Below are 20,322 nucleotides of genomic sequence, written 5' to 3'. Positions count from 1 at the left end.
ACAGGTTACATTTACGTCCTTCAAAAAATTAGAATATGGTGGGCTTATTTTGTATGGCCTTTCACGTATATATTTTCATACAAAAAAGCTGCCTTGAGGACAGCTCTGATCAATAACTATTAGACTGCTTAATCAAGTTCAATAAAATAATGATCCTTACGGTATGACACTGCCTCCATGGTTGCGATCAGGTTTTGCTCATGCAAGACGTCTATTCGATAAAATCCTGTCCGATAGTTTCGTTTAATTTCCGTTGCACGGGCGACTATCTTGTCTCCGGGTTTAGCTGATTCAATAAACTGGATGGTTGTCGAGAGTCCTAATGATGTTTTTCCATATGCATTACAGGCTACGGAAAAAGCATGATCTGCCAAAGCATAAATAACTGCCCCGTGAACCGTTCCATATGCATTTACCATAGTGCCTTGCACCTCTAACGTTGCTTCTGCAGTACCTGCCTCGAATTTCGTTAACTGAATGCCTAACGACTGAGCATACGGATCGTTTTTCACTTGCTCATGAATTTGTTCATAGTGTTTTTCATGAATTTGAGACTCATCAATTTTCTTCTTCACCATTACCTACCCCTTCCAATACCATTATCAAATTAGAAAACCAATTGAACCAACATCATGTAGACAATCGTTCCCCCCGCTATGGAAAGGAGCATCATTTTCTTCCAAAAGTGAAGCAGTGCAACTACCGCTATCGCCATAAATTCAGGGAGGCCATGACTTCCGGATTGTAAGCTCACATCCTTTAAACAATAAATGACCAAAAGCCCAATTACCGCGGATGGCAGGATTTTACCGAGATACTGTACATACTTCGGTGTGGGTTTACCTGATGGGAAAACGATGAATGGAAGAAACCTTGTAAGCATTGTGCCCAGTACAACCATTGCTATTGTAATGATTTGCTGCGTTAAATCCATTGTCATACGGTCTTGACCTCAACTTTCTCTAATGGCTTTCTAAGTAAGGTGAGTACCCCCAAAATTGAAAACATGGCAGGGATGATGAAATTGTTTCCGCCAAAAATAATAAGACAGACTGCTGACAGCCCAAGCCCTGCGAGAGCACTATGATGGTTTTTCTCTTTCATCCACTGTTCAATGAAAATGACTACAAAGAGGGCCGTCATAACAAAATCGAGTCCTTCTGTGTTGAAATTGACAAGAGAGCCAAAAATGCCGCCAATCGCTGATCCCATCACCCAATAGGAATGATTGAGCAGTGTCACGAAGAACATGAACCAGCCCTTATCTACATTCTTCGGAACATCAACGGTACAATTGATGGAAAAAGACTCATCGCAAAGCCCAAAAATCAGATACAGCTTTTTCTTCCCGGTCCCCCTGTACTTATCCAGCATGGAAATGCCATAAAACAAATGCCGTGCATTCACCATTAATGTTAGAAAAAGTGCGTTAATCGGATTGAATGCGACAAGCAATAAATTGGCTGCAATAAACTCCATTGATCCTGCGAATATTGTAAGACTCATCAATATCGGGTAAATCGCACTGAAACCTAATGAATTCATAAAGATCCCATAAGCGATGCCTAAAAATAAAAAACCTGCAAAAATGGGCATTGTGTACGGAAAGGCCGCACGAAATGCAGGTAGCATTTGAGTTCTTTTTTTCATATAAATCACATCCTGATGGCTAAATTTATTTAAACTTAACATAGAAAATCCGTACAAAAAACAAGTTAATTGTATGGATTACAATTTAAATAAAATACCCCCATTTTATCAAAATGGGAGTACTGATAGATATTCCTTATATAAATCAACCCGTTTCATCATTAGAATTCCATACAAAAAATGATATGATTGTATGGAATAAGATAGTAGAGGTGAAGCATGCCAGTAAATTCATTTGACAATTATCCAATGTCTTGGAAACCTGATAAGAAAGCATTAAAGCGTCCTTTTTATAAATCTCTTGCAGCATTACTTGAACAAGATATAACAAATGGTTTTTTAGCACCTGGAACAAAGTTGCCTCCGCAGCGAGAATTAGCAGATTTTCTTGATTTAAACTTCACCACCATTACCCGTTCCTACAAAATATGCGAGGTAAAGGGATTAATATATGCCGTTACGGGAAGCGGAACCTTTGTGGCTCCCAATGCCAATCGTTCCATAACCATTTCCGTGGATAAAACGGCAAATAGCATCGATCTTGGTTTTGTGGCATCTTTTGAGCAAACCAATGATATTGTATCAGAAACCATTCAAAAAACCGTGAACAAAAGTTATTTGGAGCAGCTGCTGAATTACAACGACCCGACTGGTATTCCCCATCAAAAAACAGCAGCGCTAAACTGGATGGAATCTTTCGGCATCCATGCGGATCAAGAGCATATCGCAATCGTTTCCGGTGCCCAAAATGCATTGGCAGTTGCCTTGGCTGCCTTGTTTGAGCCTGGCAAGAGAATTGCAACCGACTTATACACCTATTCAAACTTCATCGAGTTGGCAAAGATGTTCCATATTAAGTTAGTGCCCATTCCCGGAGACCAGTTCGGCATGCTGCCAGATGAACTTGAAAAGCAGTGTTGCCAAACAAATATTGACGGCATTTTTCTGATGCCCTCCTGCAACAATCCAACCACAATCATGATGTCAGATATTCGAAAGCAAGAAATAGCTGCGGTCATCCGTAAGCATCGTTTAATTTTGATTGAGGATGATATCCATGCATTTCTGACGGCAGGCATTATCTCCGATTACCGGCAGCCTATGTACCAGTTGCTTCCAGAACAGAGCGTCTATATTTGCGGTACCTCTAAGTCAATATGTTCTGGATTAAGAGTTGCCTATATGGTCTATGGGGATGCATTCCGCGAGAAAATTTCCCAGGCCATTTTCAACATAAATGTAAAGACCTCTTCTTTTGATGCAGAGGTTATCACGGAGCTTATCCTATCAGGAAAGGCTCATGAAATTGTTTCTCAAAAGAAACAGCTTGCACAGACTGCAAATGACATTTATTCGGAATATTTCCCTTTTAGAAAGGACGTTGGACATCCTCTCAGTCTTTATCGTTGGCTTCCCATTCAAGGACATAACGATGCGTTACAACTGGAAACGGATCTGAAAAGGCGCGGTATACGAGTTTTTCATTCCAATCGTTTCCAAAGCGGGCAAACCACCCCTGATATGTACTTGCGTATTGCACTTTCTTCCACAAACTCATTTGATGAGTTAAAAATAGGATTAGACATATTAAAACAGTATCTCAACTGATTTAAAGATCGGAAAATCGGATTTTTTTAAAAAGGCTCTTTTCGTAAAGATTGTTATTTTTAAAACGAAACGATTTAAGGTTGATTGGAGCGGAAGTGCGAGACTCCTGCGGGAGTAGCGTGTCCTAAGGAGACCCCGCAGGCAAGCGCCGAGGAAGCTCCCGGACCGCCCGCGGAAAGCGAGTGCCTGGAGTGGAAATCAAATTGTATAACCCTCATAAAGTGAATGTCCCACCATGATAACAATAATAACTATCAGCTTTAAGATCTTTAATCATACTTAAAGACTGTTCCGCTTCCTCGACATTTAAACAAAATTGTGGATTGGCAATGCCTAATTCATGATTCTCTTTAACAGCTGCATCACCTGATATTAAACTTTTTAAACTTGGAAAATATAATGAAATATGCCCTGAAGTATGCCCTGGTGTTGCCACTACCCTGCATTCGTTATCTAAAATCAAATCACCATCTTGCACCTTTTCATCAATTGAAACATGCTTCAATTTCTTTAATTGTTGTATAAACCATTTACCGAATTCGATTTCTTCATTTGGCATATTTTCTAGCATTCCTTCGGCTTGAACCAATCTCTCTGACTTCATTTCACCACTAATGAATTTCGATTCAACTTCACTAGCTATAATGTTAATAGAAGGATACTTTTCCTTGAATTCAAATAAGGAACCTATATGATCAATATCATAATGAGTGATGATTATATTCTTTAAATTCTTCATTTCATAACCATTTTTTATCATTTCATATTCAATTAGAGGTAAAAAATTAGGATAACCTGTATCGACCAAAGTTAGTTCATTCTTCAAAATAATCAAGCTAGGATTAATGTAGTTTTTTTGCCCATTAAATTCAAATTCAATTGGCAGTTCTATTATCTTCATTTTTCCTCCTCCAACTTCCCGATTTGATATCCGGATAATCTATATATTCTCCAACTATTAATTTTAACAAAATCTCCCTTTAATTACATAACTAAAAGGTTGATGCAACGACCTAGTCATTGAAGTAAAGCACCTGTTAGTTCAAAAAGAAACCCTGTATGGAAACAAAGAAAAGAAATAATGATACAACAAGGCACCCAATAAATCCTCCTTTTCTATCTTTTTGAAATTCGACTAATCCTGTTACTAACATAAGTGCCCCCAAGAACAACATAGAATACGGCATCAACTCGAAATTTCCAGTAATTAGTTGATAGACTGATACTGCAAGAACAATCATTGCTAAGATGAGTTTAACTATTTTCAAGAATATTTCCCCTTAATTACTATTTTTTATTTAATCATACCATTTGACATCTTTTCATTTGTGTAGAAAATGGAAATTCATTGATTCACAAGCCAACTTTTCTGCATCAAAAAGCCAATTGCCTACATTACCCTGATGAAGTTTGCCTTTAAGGGTTCAAGATTCAAAAAGGGTACGATATTCGATAATGAGTTTTAGCTTATTGGAAGGGATACTGTGTAGATAGTATCCCTTTTTTAAGTAAGGCTGGTTCATGAAATATATGTCTGGCCATTTTCGTAAGTGAATGCATGGTTTCCTTCTTGCTTCAATAAAACCGGCAAATACTGCGCGACCATCTCAGCAATTCCGAGATTAAGCGGATGAAGTATCCAATCAATGGATTTCCAATCAAGAATGCCTTCACGCGTTTTTTTCGGTGTTTCATATATTAAATCTGCATCTGCCATATACAAATATACATATATTCCATCCAATTCACCTTCTGGAGTTTCCCAGGTTACCGTTCCTTTAGAAAAAAAGGTCCCTACCTCTATGCCCGTTTCCTCTAATACCTCACGCCGGGCACCTATATCAGGTGTTTCACCTTTCTCGATTTTGCCCCCCACCCCGTTCCAAACACCCATAATAGGAGCTTTCTCCCGGTTAAGCATGAGAAGTTCATTATTCTTCTTTATAAAACAAACCGTATACTTAAACATTATTCAAAGTGACCCCTTTATCGTTAATTACCTACATGGCAGTGTGCTGTTTACCCGTGATTTTTGCTGCTTTACTCGTGAGTTTCCACTATTTACTCGTGAATTTGCGTTTTACTCGTAAGTTTGCGCCATTTACTCGTGAGTTTGCACCATTTACTCGTGAATTTGCGTTTTACTCGTAGATTCGCGCCATTTACTCGTAAGTTTGCACCATTTACTCGTGAATTTGCGCAGTTTACTCGTGAGTTTCCACTATTTACTCGTGAATTTGCGTTTTACTCGTAGATTCGCGCCATTTACTCGTGAATTTGCGCAGTTTACTCGTGAATTTTGCTGCTTTACTCGTGAGTTTCCACTATTTACTCGTGAATTTGCGTTTTACTCGTAGATTCGCGCCATTTACTCGTGAATTTGCGCAGTTTACTCGTGAATTTACGTTTTACTCGTAAGTTTGCGCCATTTACTCGTGAGTTTGCACCATTTACTCGTGAATTTGCGCTATTTACTCGTGAGTTTCCGCCGTTTACTCTTGAGTTAGATAATTCAAGTTTAACAAATCCCCTTGAATTTTGTATGATAAGAAAGGAAGATTACTAAGTGGGAGATGTGATATTTTGAAAAGTCTAGCTGTATTTTGTGGATCAAGCAAAGGTGCATCTGCTGTCTATGTAGATGAGGCTAAAAAACTGGGTGCAGAACTGGCAAAACGTAATATTACCCTTGTCTACGGGGGCTCAAGTGTAGGAATCATGGGTGCAGTTGCAGATTCCGTTCTGGAAGCAGGCGGAAAAGTAATTGGAGTCATGCCAGATTTTCTAGAAAAAAAAGAAATAGCGCATAAGAGCTTAACCGAACTTATCGTCGTGGAATCCATGCATGAAAGAAAAGCAAAAATGGCTGAGCTTGCAGATGGGTTCATGGCTTTGCCAGGCGGGCCAGGAACATTGGAAGAATTCTTTGAGATTTTCACTTGGGCTCAGCTTGGTCTTCATCAAAAACCTTGCGGACTCTTGAATATCAATCACTATTATGATCCTTTGGTCGCTTTATTCAATCATATGTCCGACGAACAGTTCCTGCATGAAAAATTCCGTTCCATGGCACTGGTAGATGTTGATCCAAAAGGACTTCTTGATCAATTTAATACATATGAACCGCCAACCGTAAAAACTTTCATTACCGAAAAACAAACCTGATCATAAAAAACAACCGGCCAAGTTCAATAATGACCTTGGCCGGTTGTAATAAACTGCTGCCTACTTAATGGTTAGGTAAATATCAGGTTTAAATAATCTCCATGCCCTTTACTAAGCTGCTCTTCATGTTCGGATGAAATCCAGAAGAAATGGAATGTCAGCCCCTCTTCATCTCCTCCACCCGTTGGCTGATGATCCCATTCATCAGGAACATTGTATACACTTAATTGATAAAAATATCTATTATGTACGGCACCGTCGGCGTAATCCCAAAAATCTTCCGCAATTAATTCCTGCACATGAAAATTTTCCAGACCCGTTTCTTCTTTCATTTCCCTAATCACTGCTTGGCAAGCATCTTCTTGAGGCTTCACTGTTCCCTTTGGTATCTGTATACCCGCTTCCTTAATGGGATGTTGAAAAACCAATACCTGTGTTTTTCCATTATTGATTCTTGTCACATACCCGTAAGCTTTTTTTATCGGTATCACCATCATTCCCCCGTTATTGCACATGTTAGATCAATCACCAAAAGCAAATACGAGCTCTGTCTCGCATACAGTTTCTCCGTCGACAGTTGCCCTTCCTATTCCTTTACCGATAGGACCTTTCAGGCGAGTAATCTCTACTTCTAAACGTAATTGGTCTCCTGGTCTTACTTGCTTTTTAAAGCGACATCCATCGATTCCAGCCAAAAGCCCGATCCGCCCTTTATTTTCTTCTTTTGTAAGCATGACAACAGCACTTACCTGCGCTAAAGCCTCCACGATCAATACACCTGGCATCACTGGGTAATTTGGAAAGTGACCAGCAAAAAACTCTTCATTTGCTGTTACATTTTTAATGGCCACCGCCCTCTTTCCTTCTTCCAATTCCAGTACTCCATCAACTAAAAGAAATGGATAGCGATGCATGATAATGTCTTTGATTTCTTGGATATCAATCAATATTAAGTCCCCCATTGCAATGAATTGCTTTCACTTTATTTTACCATCCAGCATCATCATATGGATATTTTTGTATTTATTCACACTGCACTTCATTCAACAAAAAAAGGCTGCCTAAGCAACCCGTTTTTTTGATTCCGCTTACAAATCCTTTGCTTTTTTTTCCTTCGATTTTGTTAACGGGGATAGAACCATTTGTTCATACCTCTCATAACCCCCTAATAATTTATGAATCAAGCCTATTTTAGGAACAACAAGGTAAACCGCCATTCCTGAAATGGTGCTCAGGATAGCTCCTGCCAGCACATCCGCCGGAAAGTGGACGCCTACCCATATACGGGAAATGCCAACCAGGAAAGCCAGCATGATCCATAACAACCACCACCCTCTTTTGAAAAGCCAAAAGGAAACGCAAAACGAGAAAAACAAGATGGTATGGTCGCTTGGAAATGAATTATCCACTGCTTTTTCAATTAACTTATTAACATTAGTCAATTCAGCAAATGGCTGATTGTTTGAATGCAATTTCCCTGCCATTTTCCCCATCATTTCAGCTATTACAAACGTCATCATCCCACAAACAACCATCATTTTACTCTGTTCATTTCGAGTGAACCATATTACGATGACTGCTAAAGCCAAGAAAAATACCATGTACTCGGCAATGAAAATGGCAGAAGGGTTTAAATAAGCGTATTGTTTCCCTAAGTCATTGATCATCCTAAATACATGGATATTCAGCTCAAAAAAATCCATTTAATACCCAACCTTCCTCTTTTTCTTACATATTAAAGAGAAAGGAAGTAGATCTCCATCGTTCTTCCTAACAGTTTAATCCATTATCTTACAATTTTGTCACATGGTTGTTATGCTTGTTCAAGTTAGCGGAGTGAGTGCTGAAGTTCTTGTTAAAAGCACCACATCTATTATCGTGTAAAAAGAGGACATGATATGATCTTATAAACTTTAATGGAGTTATAACTAATAGTTCTTATTCCTTTAAAGGTTTTATTAAAGTTGAATAGAATTATTAATTGGGATGAATAAACAATATAGAGGTGATATCTTGCAGATACTAATAATTCGGCATGGTGAGTCAGAAGACGATTTTCTAGAAGAAAATTACGAAGGAACTACTGATTTACCCCTAACCATTAAGGGAGTTGAACAAGTAGAAAAAATGTGCAGTCGTGTATCCGAAGAGTTTCCACCAGAATTCATATGGTCAAGTACCTTGCTTCGTGCTAGTAAAACTGCTGAAACTTTATCAACTACCATTAACTGTCCCGTAACATTCCTGGAAGATTTAAGAGAGATGCAGGATCGGGAGAACCATTTAGATTTTAGATTACGAGCTCAAAGCGTACTTTCTTATATTCGAGAAAACAGTGCAAATTATAAACGAATTGCCATTATATCCCACGGAGGGATGATTACTAAAATTATTGAAAGCTTTCTGCAATTACCACCCGCCATTCATGATGTGTGGTTCAATTCTCATCATACAGGAATACATCTTCTTGAGTATACTGATCATCCATACAAACTTATACGATTTTTAAATAGTACTACGCATCTGGAGTATAGCTAACGATCAGGGCTGTCTTAAGGCAGTCTTTTCTTTATGTAATCACAGGGCAGGATAATTGAGTACTTGGTATAATAAAAAAGGTTTTTAGGGAGCTTCGTTGAATTCTTAGGTAAGGTTCAACGAAAGGTGGTAAACTATGAAATCAATAAATTCTCCTATTTATCCTAAAGTTAATAATGTTTTCATTCATGTTAAAGATTTAAAGAAATCAGCTGGATGGTATTGTAATCTCCTTGGCATTCCTCATAATAGTGATTCTGTAGAATCTCCTGTTTACAATATTCCTATAACATATGAAACTGGATTAACGTTAGACGACCATACATTTGATCCTGATTTTAGATTCGAACCATCCAGCCATGTATTGTTTAATTTTTACGTAAAGGATATAGACGAAGCCTATACATTCATTAAGGGTAATAACATATCTATTGTTAAAGAAATAGAGCGTATTGGCGATTTCGCATATTTTAACTTTCAAGATCCTGATGGTAATGTACTTATGATTTGTAATGGTTAAGGATGAAAAATCTGGTTGGCTTTTATATATATCGTTTAGTTTGAGGAGGGTAAAGATGCTGCACATTCAGAAAAATTCCGATACTGTCATCATTATCATTCACGAAATATATGGACTGAACCAACATATGCAGGGTTATTGTGAGTTAATATCAAAACAAGGTTTTGATGTGATTTGTCCGAATTTGTTAGAACGGGAGTCGCCTTTTGATTATTCCCAAGAGGAGGCTGCGTATCGGCATTTTATGGAGAACGTAGGTTTCACGGGCGCTTTACATAAAATAAAGGATATATTATCGGATATTAAAGATGAATACCAAAAGATTTTTATCCTTGGATTCAGTGCAGGGGCAACTGTAGCATGGCTGTGCAGTGAGGAAGAGAGTGTCGATGGAATAGTTGGATACTACGGTTCGCGTATTAGGAATTATGCAGAATTAGCTCCACAATGCCCTGCACTGCTATTTTTCCCACTAGAAGAGCCTTCATTTAATGTGGACGAGTTAATTTCAGCTTTGGAAATAGAGAATGTCGAAATTCATAAATTCAATGGAGAACACGGATTCAGTGACCCTTACAACTCAAAATATCATGCAGAATCAGCACAAGCAGCCGTTAGCAAAATGATGAAATTCTTTATGGATCATGAACATTCAGCCTAATGCCGTTTTGCATTGATCCAATGTATCGAACCCGCATCACTATGGGGATGACAGTCATTTTGAACCTTTTTATACTCTGTTTCCAATTCTTTTAAAGTTAACTTCATCAGCTGTTCCACACTCTTATTTACAGTATGGATCATCAGTTTATATATTAATTCCTTCCGCCTTTCTTCCACGCCCTTCCTCATTTCTCCCTCTCCTTTTATTCTGACATTATATGAAATGTATCCTTAGACAGGGGGAATGATCGTCGGATTCCTTCTCCTCGATTTTACTTATTTTAATATACTCATTCTCTAAATCTGTTAAGGTCAATTCAAATAGATGGATGTCATTCTTTTTATAAATCCCCTTGTTAATCAACTTGTTTATCAGGAAGTTTCTTTTTTTCTCAATCGCTTTACGTAATAATATCCCCATGATAAATCCTCCTTTTTGATACGTATTGAAAAATAATCTTTCGACTTGCCCATTCAAAAAAAACCGGAGACACCTCTTTACATGAAAGAAAAGTCTCCGGTTTTCCGGTCAATTAACCTATAATTCCTATTTAATTACTAGGTATTGTTGTTTTTATAATACTGACTCTATGCTCCGTAGTCAACAATTTTTTCCTGCATCTTATTTATTTTTGCTTCGCTTCATGAAATGCCGCTTTCACTTTATCCAACAGGTCTTGATCCGAAATCAATTTATAACCTGTAAGTGCAAGGGCTTTTGCTCCGGTCAGGATGGCTTTGTCTCCAGCAGGAGATTTGGCACAGTCGCGGAATTCATTCGTATGGGCAATCAGCACATCATGGCCAATTTTTATATAAGGATGTGCTGTTGGCACTACATGGCTTACATTACCAGCATCCGTCGAACCATAGCCACTCTCTTTTCGAGGACCCACTGCTTCCCCTAATTGAGCCAGTTCTTCTTTTAACAGTTCATCCAGAACTGGATTAATGACAAAATCGAGTACTTCATTTTGGAAACGTTCAACTTTAACCGTACTTCCTGTGGCAAGTGCTGCCCCTTCGGCAACAGCACGGATTTTATTGGATACTTCTTGGCAAAGTTTCCATGTTGTTGCTCTAATGTAAAACCTGGCGGAAGCATATTCAGGAATGATGTTAGGCGCTTCCCCGCCATTGGTGATGATTCCGTGGATTTTGACCTCGGCTGGGAGCTGCTGGCGCAAAGCATTAATGCCATTGAACAGCTGAATCACCGCATCAAGTGCGTTCACGCCTTCTTCAGGCGCCGCTGCTGCATGTGCAGACTTCCCGTAAAAATGAAAATCAAGGGGGTCGACTGCCAAAAATGGACTTGTGACACGCGTTTGCCCGCCAGGATGGATAAGGATTGCCGCATCAACCCCATCAAATAGACCGTGCTTCACAAAGCTGCCTTTTGCGCTTCCATTCGGCCCGCCCTCTTCTGCCGGTGTTCCGAAAACAATCACCTCTCCGCCCGTTTCCTCCAGCACTTGAGCCAAGGAAATGCCTGCTGCAACACTCGTTGTGCCGATGATATTATGGCCGCAAGCATGACCTAAACCCGGCAATGCATCATACTCGGCTAAAAAGGCAATCGTGGGTCCTTTCTTTGAAGAGGTTTTTTTGGCTATGAATCCTGTTTCATGTCCGGCTATATTGCGGGTCACTTCAAATCCTTCATTGCGAAGGATTCCGGTTAATGTATCCGAAGCGAAGAATTCTTGATTCCCAATTTCGGGTTTGGCATGAATGGCTTGACTCGTTTCGATATATAATTTGGAATGAAGGTCGATGTGATCTTCAATGATTTGCTGATGCTGCTTCTGCACTAATTCTCTCGCCATATTCGTATCTCCCCTTTATGGTTTAAGGAACCGGATAGGCATCTTGAATCCATCCGGCATTCCTTCACTTGTTCTAAATCATTATTTTTCATTTGCTGGTTTTGTCCAAGCATCCTGGTAATTGACTAATTCATCTACAGAAACATATGCAGGAATGGTGTTTCCTTTAAACGTTTTTTCGATGAACGCTTCCACTTTTTTCGATTGATAAAGCTCCACTAATTTTTGCAGCTCAGGACGATCGGCATTACCCTTTTTAACTGCAATGATATTAATATATGGTTTCGCCGTTTTACTTTCATGGAATAATGAATCTTTTAAAGTAAGGCCCGCTTCGACGGCAAAGTTATTATTGATGGCTGAAGCATCGGCATCATCCAATAGACGCGGCGTATTTCCGGCAGCAACAGGCTGGATTTTCAAGTTTTTCGGATTATCCTTAATGATTTCCAACGATCCCGATCCATTGAATTCCTCTTTCAATGTAATCAATCCAGCTTCCTGAAGAAGGAGTAAGGCACGGCCAAAGTTTGTTGCTTCATTCGGAACGGCAATCGTAGCACCATCTGGAAGACTTTTAAGATCTTTATGTTTTTTCGAATAAAGGCCCATAGGCGCAATGACGGTCGACCCGATTGCCTCTAATTTCAGATTTTGGTCTTGAATGAATTCATCGAAGTAAGCGACCGTTTGGAATGAATTGGCATCAATTTCACCTTCACTTAAAGCAAGGTTCGGTTGGATATAATCATTGAAAGTGACCAGCTCGATATTCAGCCCTTCCTCTTTCGCTAAGTCGACAATGTATTCCCATGTTCTCGTATCCCCGCTGCTGACACCGACTTTCACTGTTTTCACATCATCCGAACCGCCTGATGCACCTTCTTCTTTCCCGCATGCTGCAGCCACGATGGCCAATGCCAATACTATGATCGTTAATAAGATTTTCTTCATTTCTCCTACCTCCTGTTATTTTTATCTTCTTCTGATTTTTCTTGAAATAAAATTCCCCGTGGATTGCAATAATTGAACGATGATCACGAGCGCCGCCACTGTGACGACCATCGTCATCGTATCGAACCTTTGATAACCGTAAGCCAAAGCTAGATCTCCGACCCCTCCTGCACCGACGGCACCTGCCATGGCCGTAGATCCAACAAGCCCGATTGTCGCTGTTGTAAAAGTAAGGATCAACGAACTAAGTCCCTCGGGAATCAAAAAGCGATAAATGATTTGCCATGTCGTCGCCCCCATCGCCTGAGCTGCTTCGATGATCCCTTTGTCCACTTCCAACAGGGAGTTCTCCACAAGCCGGGCAATATAAGGAGCCGCGTAAAAGATTAGCGGAACAATGGCCGCATTCATTCCGATCGCACTGCCTACAATCATTCTGGTAAGCGGAATAACTGCTACAAGCAAGATGATGAAAGGAACCGACCGCAATATATTGATGATCGGGTTCAATACATTAAAGACCCATTTATTCTCCAAGATATGACCCTTTCTTGTAATGACAAGCAGGATACCGAGCGGAAGCCCAATCAATCCGGAGAATACCAATGAGATGGCTACCATATAAAGTGTGTCACCGAAAGCTGTCAACAGCTGGTCTGCCGTTATTTCCATTCCCCAAAGCGTATTACCCATTTACCTGCACCTCCTGGACGAGAATCCCCTCATCTTTAATATATTGATAAGCCATGTCCACCTCATTTTTGTTCCCGGTCACTTCGATGATCAAATTCCCGAAAGGCGTTTCCTGAATTTCAGAAATATTGGCTGATAAAACACTTAAATGAACATCATATTTCTTCGAGATCGTTGAAAGTAAAGGAGTACCCGAAGTAGTCCCAATAAAATTAATTTTCCAAATAATCGGGATATGGGACCCTATGCTTTTTAGGAAACTTTGTGGAATTTCGTCATGTATGACCGTTCTCACGAAATTTTTTGCAATATCCGTTTGCGGCTTCGCAAAAACTTCGAAAACCGAACCTTGTTCAACGACGCATCCGCCCTCCATGACTGCTACCTTATTGCAAATTTCCCTAATGACAGACATCTCATGAGTGATTAGCAGAATGGTGATATTGTATTCTTTATTAATTTTCTTTAAGAGCTGCAGAACAGCACTCGTTGTTTGTGGATCCAATGCCGAGGTAGCTTCATCACACAATAAGATCGATGGATTGGTAGCCAATGCTCTCGCAATGCCGATCCGCTGCTTTTGGCCTCCGGATAATTGATCCGGATAACTCTTTGCTTTGCTCGATAAGCCAACGAACTCCAACAGCTCGCCTACCCGCTTTTTGATTTCTTTACCCGGGGTTCCCGATAAAATCAGCGGCATGGCGATATTATCAAAAACGGTCTTTGAGTTCAGCAAATTGAAATGCTGAAAAATCATCCCGATTTTTTTCTTTTCTGCCCGCAATTCCTTCGGATTCAATTTGGTTAAATCCTTGCCCCCAACAATCACCGAACCATCTGAAGGATGTTCAAGCAAATTGACCAACCTGATCAACGTACTCTTCCCGGCCCCGCTATAACCGACTACACCGAATATATCCCCCTTTTCCACTGTCAAATTGATGCCCTTCAAAGCCTCGACAGTCTGTTTCTTTGTTTGATAAACCTTTTTGACATTTTGAAACTCAATCATCCAATCTCCCCCCATGTTGTTTATTTGTACGAATTCATTATCCAGAGAGAGCTTTGCCAAGTTTCATAATGATAGGGTTAAATTTTTGGAATTCACGAGTAAATCTGCCAAATTCACGAGTAAATGCTCGAAACTCACGAGTAATTGCACCAATTCTCCAAATAACCATATACATTTTGAATAAACAAAAGAGGCCTCTTCCGTCATCAGACAGAAGAGGCCTCTTTTAGACATAAAAAAGAGTAAACTCTTAAATTAATTATCTAAGAAAAGCTCCTTCTTATCTTTCAAACTTTCGTCCGTTGGAATTAGCACAGTATTTTTACAAAAGTAAAAACCCGCTGCCGAGGTATCATAGGGCCAAGTCCCTCCACATCTCTTGATAAGAATTAACGTTTTATTTAATTATGTCCTTCACTATATATTCAAATTTCTCTAAAGTCAACCTTATTTTTCATCACGCTAAATATTTTTATAGTATAGTGAATTGATGCTTTTAAATTATATTAATATAATTTTATAATGATTTACTCATTCTCCATACAAGGTATTTTTCATTTTCTTCGCTTATCTTCTTCATACCTGAATTCGTATATAAACGAATCGCCCTTCCATTATCCGGAGAAACCCTTAAATGATATTCCGATACATTAAATTGCCTGAAAAAGTTTTCTGCGTAGCGAACCAATTCCTTGCCAAGGCCTTTACTGCGGTAATCGGGAATAAGATAAAAAAGATTCACATAGCCGATCTCCGTTCCTTCATACTCCCGAATTTGAAGTTCCATTTGGCCAATCGGTTCTTGGTCCTTTTCAATGATCACTTGTCCATCCGGAAATTTGCGGACCCGTTCTTTCATTCGTTGCAGATATGTATTCTCATCTCCAAAACCATCTTCAGATCCAAAACTTACAACATAGGAATCTTTCCTGAATTTAATAATAATATCTTTATCTTTGTCCGTATCAATGGTACGAAAAATCAACTTCACCCACCCCTATCATTTTATCGAAATAATTTTTAAGTAAGCAAAACTCATTTTACTTACGTTCTTTTTTTGATATTTATTTTTTTCTTTTCATAAATATTAGGCTTAGCGGGGCCCTATCGTTTTTGTGCCTTGATGAAAAAACATTTGCCATCTTCCATTCGTACATTTCCAGATTGAACTCCTTAAGGTATGTTCCACTTTATCTTCATCAAAAATCCGGTACGTAGTTAACACGGTATCATCAGACAATGGATGCATATCAAATTGACTTAGTATCATTTTCACCGCTCCGGCTCCCTCTTGCCCCAAAAATTCTTTTTTTGACCATATGTTACCCGAACTGCCGAACTCAAAGAAATCATCTTTCAATAATAATGAAAGCTCTTCTGGCGATGTACGGACTTCAGATTTTAACAATTTCTCCTCCAGTTGATACAAATGCTCTTTTAATAATGAAGATTCACTATCCATTCATCTTGTCCTCCTTTATCAACTATCGGTGAAATTCATGATCCATGACGGCAAAAATTTTTTATCCAGTTGGTTAATATTTTGCTGTCAGCAACCTTTTTTGCCATACTTACTTTGTTCCATATTTCCAAGAAACTGGACTCGCGACTTATTTCTAAGTGTTAAGGACAATTTATTCCACAATACTAGCGGTAATTCCTTTTTGACTGCCAATAATAAGTTCCTCAAAATGGATCATTGAGTCCATAAAAAAAAGAGCTGCAAATGGCAGCTCCTTTTTCTGTGCATACGTTTGTTCTCCCATCAGTGTTAACGAGATAGGGTACCTTGCAGACGATTCGTTTCGGCGATTACTTTTTCTTCATCGATCGTTAAGCAGCGTCTTTCTTTCACGACCATTTTGCCGTCGATGTACACATCGCATACATCATTTCCGCGTGCTGCATAAAGCAGGTGCGAATAGGCTTCACTCAGCGGCTGCAGATGTTCTTTGTCATATGGGTAAATGGTGATGAAATCTGCTTTTTTACCAGCTTCCAATGATCCTGTATGGTTCATGCCTATCGCTTCTGCGCCCATTCTTGTGGCCATGGCGAGTGCTGTTTGGGCAGGGAATTTGGTGGCATCCTTATAGATTCCTTTTTGCAGTAATGCAGCTGTCCTCATTTCTTCGAACATATCGAAGTTGTTATTGGAGGCGACACCATCTGTTGCTACTCCCACTTTAATGCCTGCATCAAGAAGGCTGACGACATCGGCAATTCCAGATCCGAGCTTCAGGTTACTGATCGGATTGTGGGCAACGCGAACATCATGCTGTTTTAGTATCGCCCGCTCTTCATCATTGAGAACCACACCATGTGCCATCACGGTAGGCTGATCGAACAGCCCCAGACGGCGAAGGTGCTCGACAGGACGGGATCCGTAACGCTTTTCGATGTCGAGGATTTCAAAGTCCGTTTCCGATACGTGGATGTGCACCATCAAATCATTCTCTTTTGCAATCCGTGCACTTTCCATGATCGCTTCAGGTGTGCAAGCATATGGGCTATGTGGTGCGACCATGGTAGTCAGGCGTCCATCGGCAAACGCTTTATAGTTTTTTGAAAACTTTTCTGCCCCCATGAGGTTCGCCTTTTGGTCTTTTTCGGTACCCAAGCTGAAGATCGTGTAGGAAAAGGCTCCGCGCATTCCTGTTTCGCCTATCGTCTCCATGACAGCACCTGCATCTATTCCATTAGGATTAAACATATCCGAAAATGTCGTGGTTCCTGATTTCATCATTTCCATAATGCCAAGCTGAGTGCTTACAGAGGCGATTTCCGTTGTAAACTGGCTTTCAAGCGGCCATATTTTCGTTTCAAGCCATGGCTTCAGCAGCATATCATCCCCGATACCGCGTAAAAGGGTCATTACAATATGCGAATGGGCATTCACAAGGCCTGGCATGATCCATTTCCCGCCAAGGTTGACCACCTGATCTGCATCTGCCAATTGTTGTTCATCACGCTGGCCGATGAAGGATATGGTATGATCTTGTACAATCATCATGCCGTTTTCAAAGATTTGATTTTCCTTGTCCATAGTAAAAAATGTAGCATTCACATATATTGTTTTCATAAGTAGTTCCTCCAAAGTCGTATCATGTAGCAGCATGTTCTATTCCGCATTCTAAACTAGTACCTTACAGGTAATCAAGTAATTCCATATTAACAGGGGCCATTTCCATTTACCTTAGGAACCTATTGGAAGAGCTCCACATGAATGGCCCCTTCAATATATCCGTTCAATCAGCAAACCGCCATTGCAATTTTAGCATGCGAATCAGTTGCTTAAGAAAATCTTTCCTCCATTGCTAGCGACATGAATGGCTTCGTGCACGTCTTGAAGGCTGTAGCAGGAAGCCGGCATCATGAACTTCAATCTTTTATCATTAATGAAACCCATCAAAAGGTTAAACGTTTCATGCCAAGTTTGAATGGAAGCCTGCTGATTCCAATGCCGAAGATGAAACATTTTAACATCCACTTTTGTCCTTTGTGAAATCTCAGCCCAATTTACAGACTGTCCTGATAAAAGGCCGATAGTTAATAAGATGCCATTAGGCCGAACACAAAAAGCTAGCTCTGAACCATCGATGCCGCCCACTGAATCTATGGCCGCTTTCGCTCCGCGTCCATTCGTCCAGTCCATCACTGCATCATGCAATGATGATCGGGACGTATCGATCACATATGAAGCACCAAGTTTAAGCAGTTCTTCCGTATACTTATTGTTTCTCGTTACAGCAATCAGCTTAAAACCGAGAATCTTCGATAACTGGGTGAAGATACGGCCGATGGCAGATCCGCAAGCATTCACGAGTAATACATCATCGGGTTTCAATGCCAATACTTCTGTACAGATTAGCCATGCGGTTACCGGGTTTATATATAATTGCGCTGCAATATAATCCTCGATTGAATCGGGAATGACGATGGCCAAGTCCGCAGATGTTTTAACATATTCCTGCCAGGTCCCTTCACCGCGCAAAGGCAGAACACGATTGCCTATCAGATCTTTCGAAACCGATGGACCCACCTCTTCTACAATGCCGACCCCTTCATAACCGGGAATGGAAGGCAAGGGAATTCGGTGGGAATATGCACCGCGAATGGGCAGCAAGTCAGACGGATTAATGGGACGTGTGGTCATCCGAACGAGGACCTCCCCCTCGAAAGGTCCTTGAATACATTTATTTTCAACTTTTAAAACCTTTTGCGGATTCCCGAACTCATAGAATTTAACACATTTGGCTTCCAAGATAATAAGTCTCCTTTAATCTATTAGTCTTTCTATTTTATCATTTAAACTGTGCCTGGCCAGTATTCTCCTCCGGATTTATGTTCTTTTATTGTGGTTTGTTTTAATCCTCTTTCCATAAATTTGGTCGTTAAGAATCTTCTTATTTTTCCAAGCATATGGTTTATAAAATGTTTATTTATACAAGGGGTGAAGAGATTGAATAAAGTAGGAAAAGATGATTTTGTTTCAGGGTTCGTACCACATCATAATCATGGATCTGTTGATTATACCTCCGTAGCGGATGGCCATGTCCATCAATGTTTAGATGTAACTTCCCCGCCAATTCCATCACAAGAGGGGGAACATATTCATTATACTGAAGGATATGTGTTATTTGAGGATGGGCATACCCATTATTATAAGGCATATTCGGGACCGCCCATTCCGGTTGGAAATGGAATGCATGTTCACTATTACGATTTTTACACCACGGAAGATGATGGGCATAGACATAGAATTAAAGGGGTTGACCAACCTGCTCCAGGGAATAAATAAGATACTTGATAAACAAAAAACATCAGGGTGATGTGAAATCCCCCTGATGTTTTCTTGCCTCCGATAGTCTGACTCTAAATGCATCTCACTAATCTTGAGATAAACCAATTGGAATGCATAGGGGCGTTTGATCAACAGGGTTTTCAATAATGCAGCATTCAAGTCCGAAGACGTCCTTGATCATATCTTTTGTGAAGACCGTTTCAGGCGGTCCTTCTTTATAGATTTTCCCCTTCTTGATGCTAATCAGATGATCGGCATACTGTGCCGCTTGATTCAAATCATGCAGAACCATGACAATCGTGCGCCCATGAGTGGAGTTTAAATCGCGCAGTAATTCCAATATTTCAATTTGGTGCGCTAAGTCCAGATAGGTTGTCGGTTCATCCAACAGTAATAGGTCGGTTTCTTGTACCAAAGCCATCGAAATCCATGCCCTTTGCCTTTGTCCTCCAGATAATGCATCCAATGTCCGATCAGCGAATTCCGTCATTTTTGTTGCGGATAATGCACGGTCGACAATGGCATGATCTTCCGGGGTTTGTCTGGAAAATAAGCCTTTGTGCGGATGCCTGCCATAATAGCATAGTTCTTTAACCGTTATATCTTCAGGAGCTTCCGGAGCTTGGGGTAAGATAGCCAATTTCTTTGCCACATCCTTGGAAGATTGAAGATGAATGGCTTTTCCATCTAAATAAATCGTGCCTTGCTGGGGTGTTAATAATCTGGCTAGAGACCGTAGAATGGTAGATTTGCCACAACCATTGGAACCTATGATTATACTGATCTTACCTTCAGGAATTTCCAAATCGATATCATCGATGATTTGAGTTGCTCCATAAGAGAGGGAAAGATGCTCTGCTGATAATGTTGTCATGATATTCAG

Annotated in this window: 26 protein-coding genes and 1 riboswitch; of the genes, 6 read left to right on the top strand and 20 right to left on the bottom strand. The window is 40.0% G+C overall.

Annotated features, from left to right (window positions below):
* Positions 1-128: 128 nt before the first annotated feature.
* The 3 genes from BW986_RS26260 to azlC are packed head-to-tail and all read right to left on the bottom strand — an operon-like array spanning position 129 to position 1,692.
* Positions 129-578 carry a PaaI family thioesterase gene (locus tag BW986_RS26260; RefSeq protein WP_076372335.1) on the bottom strand — a complete coding sequence of 150 codons (450 nt, stop codon included), beginning with the start codon at positions 576-578 and terminating at the stop codon, positions 129-131.
* A gap of 29 nt (positions 579-607) precedes the next feature.
* Positions 608-940, bottom strand: coding sequence for a branched-chain amino acid transporter permease (locus tag BW986_RS26255; protein WP_076372333.1), 333 nt, complete (start codon positions 938-940; stop codon positions 608-610).
* Positions 937-1,692 carry an azaleucine resistance protein AzlC gene (gene azlC, locus BW986_RS26250; protein ID WP_142244747.1) on the bottom strand — a complete coding sequence of 252 codons (756 nt, stop codon included), beginning with the start codon at positions 1,690-1,692 and terminating at the stop codon, positions 937-939. The genes BW986_RS26255 and azlC overlap by 4 nt, the downstream gene beginning before the upstream one ends.
* A 177-nt stretch (positions 1,693-1,869) precedes the next feature.
* On the opposite strand from azlC, the gene BW986_RS26245 reads away from it, so the two are divergent.
* Positions 1,870-3,258, top strand: coding sequence for an aminotransferase-like domain-containing protein (locus BW986_RS26245; protein WP_076372329.1), 1,389 nt, complete (start codon positions 1,870-1,872; stop codon positions 3,256-3,258).
* 214 nt (positions 3,259-3,472) lie between these two features.
* Here BW986_RS26245 and BW986_RS26240 read toward each other — a convergent pair whose 3' ends face one another.
* The 3 genes from BW986_RS26240 to BW986_RS26230 form a co-directional block, all read right to left on the bottom strand.
* The gene (locus BW986_RS26240; protein WP_076372327.1) at positions 3,473-4,159 is read right to left on the bottom strand and encodes an MBL fold metallo-hydrolase; all 687 of its coding nucleotides are present in this window, start codon (positions 4,157-4,159) and stop codon (positions 3,473-3,475) included.
* Positions 4,160-4,295: 136 nt separating this feature from the next.
* Positions 4,296-4,526, bottom strand: a complete 231-nt coding sequence (locus tag BW986_RS26235; RefSeq protein WP_081395817.1) for a YczI family protein — start codon at positions 4,524-4,526, stop codon at positions 4,296-4,298.
* Between the two features lie 251 nt (positions 4,527-4,777).
* Positions 4,778-5,227, bottom strand: coding sequence for an NUDIX hydrolase (locus BW986_RS26230; RefSeq protein ID WP_076372325.1), 450 nt, complete (start codon positions 5,225-5,227; stop codon positions 4,778-4,780).
* Between the two features lie 614 nt (positions 5,228-5,841).
* On the opposite strand from BW986_RS26230, the gene BW986_RS26225 reads away from it, so the two are divergent.
* Entirely contained in the window at positions 5,842-6,423 is a 582-nt protein-coding gene (locus BW986_RS26225) for an LOG family protein (RefSeq protein WP_076372323.1), read from the top strand.
* 71 nt (positions 6,424-6,494) lie between these two features.
* On the opposite strand, the gene BW986_RS26220 is transcribed toward BW986_RS26225, so the two are convergent.
* From BW986_RS26220 to BW986_RS26210, 3 genes are all read right to left on the bottom strand, one after another.
* Positions 6,495-6,920 carry an NUDIX hydrolase gene (locus BW986_RS26220; protein ID WP_076372371.1) on the bottom strand — a complete coding sequence of 142 codons (426 nt, stop codon included), beginning with the start codon at positions 6,918-6,920 and terminating at the stop codon, positions 6,495-6,497.
* A gap of 24 nt (positions 6,921-6,944) precedes the next feature.
* Positions 6,945-7,370 (bottom strand): 3-hydroxyacyl-ACP dehydratase FabZ, encoded by a 426-nt coding sequence (fabZ, locus tag BW986_RS26215; RefSeq protein ID WP_076372321.1) that lies wholly within the window; start codon positions 7,368-7,370, stop codon positions 6,945-6,947.
* A 141-nt stretch (positions 7,371-7,511) separates the two neighbouring features.
* On the bottom strand, positions 7,512-8,126 hold the full coding sequence (locus tag BW986_RS26210; RefSeq protein ID WP_076372319.1) for an undecaprenyl-diphosphatase: 615 nt from the start codon (positions 8,124-8,126) through the stop codon (positions 7,512-7,514).
* 310 nt (positions 8,127-8,436) lie between these two features.
* Between BW986_RS26210 and BW986_RS26205 the strand changes: the two genes are divergently transcribed.
* From BW986_RS26205 to BW986_RS26195, 3 genes are all read left to right on the top strand, one after another.
* Positions 8,437-8,961 carry a histidine phosphatase family protein gene (locus BW986_RS26205; protein ID WP_076372317.1) on the top strand — a complete coding sequence of 175 codons (525 nt, stop codon included), beginning with the start codon at positions 8,437-8,439 and terminating at the stop codon, positions 8,959-8,961.
* Between the two features lie 136 nt (positions 8,962-9,097).
* Complete coding sequence (locus BW986_RS26200) at positions 9,098-9,481, top strand: VOC family protein (RefSeq protein ID WP_076372315.1); 384 nt, start codon at positions 9,098-9,100, stop codon at positions 9,479-9,481.
* Positions 9,482-9,536: 55 nt separating this feature from the next.
* Positions 9,537-10,142: a dienelactone hydrolase family protein gene (locus tag BW986_RS26195; RefSeq protein ID WP_076372313.1), complete on the top strand. Its 606-nt coding sequence runs from the start codon at positions 9,537-9,539 to the stop codon at positions 10,140-10,142.
* Here BW986_RS26195 and BW986_RS26190 read toward each other — a convergent pair.
* From BW986_RS26190 to BW986_RS26145, 10 genes are all read right to left on the bottom strand, one after another.
* The gene (locus BW986_RS26190; protein WP_076372311.1) at positions 10,139-10,333 is read right to left on the bottom strand and encodes a hypothetical protein; all 195 of its coding nucleotides are present in this window, start codon (positions 10,331-10,333) and stop codon (positions 10,139-10,141) included. The two genes, BW986_RS26195 and BW986_RS26190, sit on opposite strands and share 4 nt — an antisense overlap.
* A gap of 25 nt (positions 10,334-10,358) precedes the next feature.
* Entirely contained in the window at positions 10,359-10,565 is a 207-nt protein-coding gene (locus BW986_RS26185) for a Fur-regulated basic protein FbpA (RefSeq protein WP_076372309.1), read from the bottom strand.
* A 205-nt stretch (positions 10,566-10,770) separates the two neighbouring features.
* Positions 10,771-11,973 (bottom strand): M20 family metallopeptidase, encoded by a 1,203-nt coding sequence (locus tag BW986_RS26180; RefSeq protein ID WP_076372307.1) that lies wholly within the window; start codon positions 11,971-11,973, stop codon positions 10,771-10,773.
* An 81-nt stretch (positions 11,974-12,054) separates the two neighbouring features.
* Positions 12,055-12,927: a MetQ/NlpA family ABC transporter substrate-binding protein gene (locus BW986_RS26175; RefSeq protein ID WP_076372305.1), complete on the bottom strand. Its 873-nt coding sequence runs from the start codon at positions 12,925-12,927 to the stop codon at positions 12,055-12,057.
* A gap of 21 nt (positions 12,928-12,948) precedes the next feature.
* Positions 12,949-13,599, bottom strand: a complete 651-nt coding sequence (locus BW986_RS26170) for a methionine ABC transporter permease (RefSeq protein ID WP_076372369.1) — start codon at positions 13,597-13,599, stop codon at positions 12,949-12,951.
* Between the two features lie 13 nt (positions 13,600-13,612).
* Complete coding sequence (locus tag BW986_RS26165; protein ID WP_076372303.1) at positions 13,613-14,635, bottom strand: methionine ABC transporter ATP-binding protein; 1,023 nt, start codon at positions 14,633-14,635, stop codon at positions 13,613-13,615.
* 277 nt (positions 14,636-14,912) lie between these two features.
* Positions 14,913-15,024, bottom strand: a riboswitch (SAM riboswitch).
* A 128-nt stretch (positions 15,025-15,152) separates the two neighbouring features.
* Entirely contained in the window at positions 15,153-15,620 is a 468-nt protein-coding gene (locus BW986_RS26160; protein ID WP_076372301.1) for a GNAT family N-acetyltransferase, read from the bottom strand.
* A 108-nt stretch (positions 15,621-15,728) separates the two neighbouring features.
* Positions 15,729-16,097, bottom strand: a complete 369-nt coding sequence (locus BW986_RS26155) for a nuclear transport factor 2 family protein (protein ID WP_076372299.1) — start codon at positions 16,095-16,097, stop codon at positions 15,729-15,731.
* A gap of 309 nt (positions 16,098-16,406) precedes the next feature.
* Positions 16,407-17,717, bottom strand: a complete 1,311-nt coding sequence (locus tag BW986_RS26150) for an amidohydrolase family protein (protein ID WP_076372297.1) — start codon at positions 17,715-17,717, stop codon at positions 16,407-16,409.
* Positions 17,718-17,921: 204 nt separating this feature from the next.
* Positions 17,922-18,899: a zinc-dependent alcohol dehydrogenase family protein gene (locus BW986_RS26145; protein ID WP_076372295.1), complete on the bottom strand. Its 978-nt coding sequence runs from the start codon at positions 18,897-18,899 to the stop codon at positions 17,922-17,924.
* Between the two features lie 198 nt (positions 18,900-19,097).
* On the opposite strand from BW986_RS26145, the gene BW986_RS26140 reads away from it, so the two are divergent.
* A complete protein-coding gene (locus BW986_RS26140) occupies positions 19,098-19,436 on the top strand; it encodes a YmaF family protein (RefSeq protein ID WP_076372293.1) in 339 nt (112 codons plus the stop codon).
* 88 nt (positions 19,437-19,524) lie between these two features.
* Here the strand turns inward: BW986_RS26140 and BW986_RS26135 are convergent, their stop codons facing one another.
* On the bottom strand, positions 19,525-20,313 hold the full coding sequence (locus BW986_RS26135; protein WP_076372291.1) for an ABC transporter ATP-binding protein: 789 nt from the start codon (positions 20,311-20,313) through the stop codon (positions 19,525-19,527).
* Positions 20,314-20,322: the final 9 nt, after the last annotated feature.

The sequence above is a fragment of the Peribacillus simplex genome, assembly GCF_900156045.1.
Classification (GTDB): domain Bacteria; phylum Bacillota; class Bacilli; order Bacillales; family DSM-1321; genus Peribacillus; species Peribacillus simplex_D.
The sequence above is the reverse complement of the archived record's forward strand: the minus strand, read 5'-3'. Positions and strand labels throughout refer to the sequence as shown.

Bases quoted from the DNA above. Each gene is read 5' to 3' on its own strand.
- BW986_RS26260 (WP_076372335.1), bottom strand. From the start codon at position 578: ATGGTGAAGAAGAAAATTGATGAGTCTCAAATTCATGAAAAACACTAT.
- BW986_RS26255 (WP_076372333.1), bottom strand. From the start codon at position 940: ATGACAATGGATTTAACGCAGCAAATCATTACAATAGCAATGGTTGTA.
- azlC (WP_142244747.1), bottom strand. From the start codon at position 1,692: ATGTTAAGTTTAAATAAATTTAGCCATCAGGATGTGATTTATATGAAA.
- BW986_RS26245 (WP_076372329.1), top strand. From the start codon at position 1,870: ATGCCAGTAAATTCATTTGACAATTATCCAATGTCTTGGAAACCTGAT.
- BW986_RS26240 (WP_076372327.1), bottom strand. From the start codon at position 4,159: ATGAAGATAATAGAACTGCCAATTGAATTTGAATTTAATGGGCAAAAA.
- BW986_RS26230 (WP_076372325.1), bottom strand. From the start codon at position 5,227: ATGTTTAAGTATACGGTTTGTTTTATAAAGAAGAATAATGAACTTCTC.
- BW986_RS26220 (WP_076372371.1), bottom strand. From the start codon at position 6,920: ATGATGGTGATACCGATAAAAAAAGCTTACGGGTATGTGACAAGAATC.
- BW986_RS26210 (WP_076372319.1), bottom strand. From the start codon at position 8,126: ATGGATTTTTTTGAGCTGAATATCCATGTATTTAGGATGATCAATGAC.
- BW986_RS26200 (WP_076372315.1), top strand. From the start codon at position 9,098: ATGAAATCAATAAATTCTCCTATTTATCCTAAAGTTAATAATGTTTTC.
- BW986_RS26195 (WP_076372313.1), top strand. From the start codon at position 9,537: ATGCTGCACATTCAGAAAAATTCCGATACTGTCATCATTATCATTCAC.
- BW986_RS26190 (WP_076372311.1), bottom strand. From the start codon at position 10,333: ATGAGGAAGGGCGTGGAAGAAAGGCGGAAGGAATTAATATATAAACTG.
- BW986_RS26185 (WP_076372309.1), bottom strand. From the start codon at position 10,565: ATGGGGATATTATTACGTAAAGCGATTGAGAAAAAAAGAAACTTCCTG.
- BW986_RS26180 (WP_076372307.1), bottom strand. From the start codon at position 11,973: ATGGCGAGAGAATTAGTGCAGAAGCAGCATCAGCAAATCATTGAAGAT.
- BW986_RS26175 (WP_076372305.1), bottom strand. From the start codon at position 12,927: ATGAAGAAAATCTTATTAACGATCATAGTATTGGCATTGGCCATCGTG.
- BW986_RS26170 (WP_076372369.1), bottom strand. From the start codon at position 13,599: ATGGAAATAACGGCAGACCAGCTGTTGACAGCTTTCGGTGACACACTT.
- BW986_RS26165 (WP_076372303.1), bottom strand. From the start codon at position 14,635: ATGATTGAGTTTCAAAATGTCAAAAAGGTTTATCAAACAAAGAAACAG.
- BW986_RS26155 (WP_076372299.1), bottom strand. From the start codon at position 16,097: ATGGATAGTGAATCTTCATTATTAAAAGAGCATTTGTATCAACTGGAG.
- BW986_RS26150 (WP_076372297.1), bottom strand. From the start codon at position 17,717: ATGAAAACAATATATGTGAATGCTACATTTTTTACTATGGACAAGGAA.
- BW986_RS26135 (WP_076372291.1), bottom strand. From the start codon at position 20,313: ATGACAACATTATCAGCAGAGCATCTTTCCCTCTCTTATGGAGCAACT.